The 849-nt window shown below is 51.8% G+C and carries 1 protein-coding gene; it reads left to right on the top strand.

Features of this window, described 5'->3' with window-relative positions; translation table 11 throughout:
• Window positions 1-11: 11 nt before the first annotated feature.
• The coding region (gene purU / locus GTU69_RS16935) for a formyltetrahydrofolate deformylase (RefSeq protein WP_031959813.1) at window positions 12-849 on the top strand (838 nt) is incomplete at its 3' end.

Below are 849 nucleotides of genomic sequence, written 5' to 3'. Positions count from 1 at the left end.
CAGCCCAATATATTCTAAAAATCCGTTGCCCGGCTGCATCCGGCATCGTTGCCGCCATCAGCGGCTGCCTTGCCCAGAACGGCTGCTATATCAGTGAAATGGCACAGTATGATGACGAGACCACCGGCTATTTCTTTACCCGTATTGTCTTCCGTTTCAATGACGCCAGTGGCGATATTGACAGCCTGAAAGCCAGCTTTGCCGAAGTCGAACAGCAGTTCGCGATGCAGGCCACCTTCTATGACTGCAGCGCACCGATGAAAGTCATGATCCTGGTCAGCAAATTTGATCACTGTTTCCTCAACCTGCTGTATCGCCATCATAAAGGCGAACTGGATTTCCAGATTACTGCAGTGGTGTCCAACCATCTGGATTTACGTCCGATTGCAGAACGTGAAGGCCTGCGCTTTATCTATCTGCCGGTGACCAAAGAGACCAAAGCACAGCAGGAACAGGAACTGCTGAAAATTGTGGATGAAACCGGTACCGAACTGGTGATTCTGGCGCGCTATATGCAGATCCTGTCAGACAACCTGTGCCGCCAGCTGGCAGGACGCGCCATCAATATTCACCATTCATTCCTGCCTGGCTTTAAAGGGGCCAAGCCTTATCACCAGGCTTTTGAACGTGGCGTCAAACTGATCGGGGCCACGGCACATTTTGTCACCGGTGATCTGGACGAAGGTCCGATTATCGAGCAGGAAGTGCAGCGGGTCGACCATGCCTATTTGCCGGATGACCTGGTCTCGGTGGGGCGTGATACCGAAACAGTCGCGCTGTCCAAAGCGGTGAAATACTTTGTCGAACACCGCGTATTCCTTAATGATGACCGTACGGTGGTATTTAAAT

Source organism: Acinetobacter sp. SA01 (assembly GCF_011319235.1).
In the GTDB taxonomy this organism is placed as follows: Bacteria; Pseudomonadota; Gammaproteobacteria; order Pseudomonadales; family Moraxellaceae; genus Acinetobacter.
The sequence above is the reverse complement of the archived record's forward strand: the minus strand, read 5'-3'. Positions and strand labels throughout refer to the sequence as shown.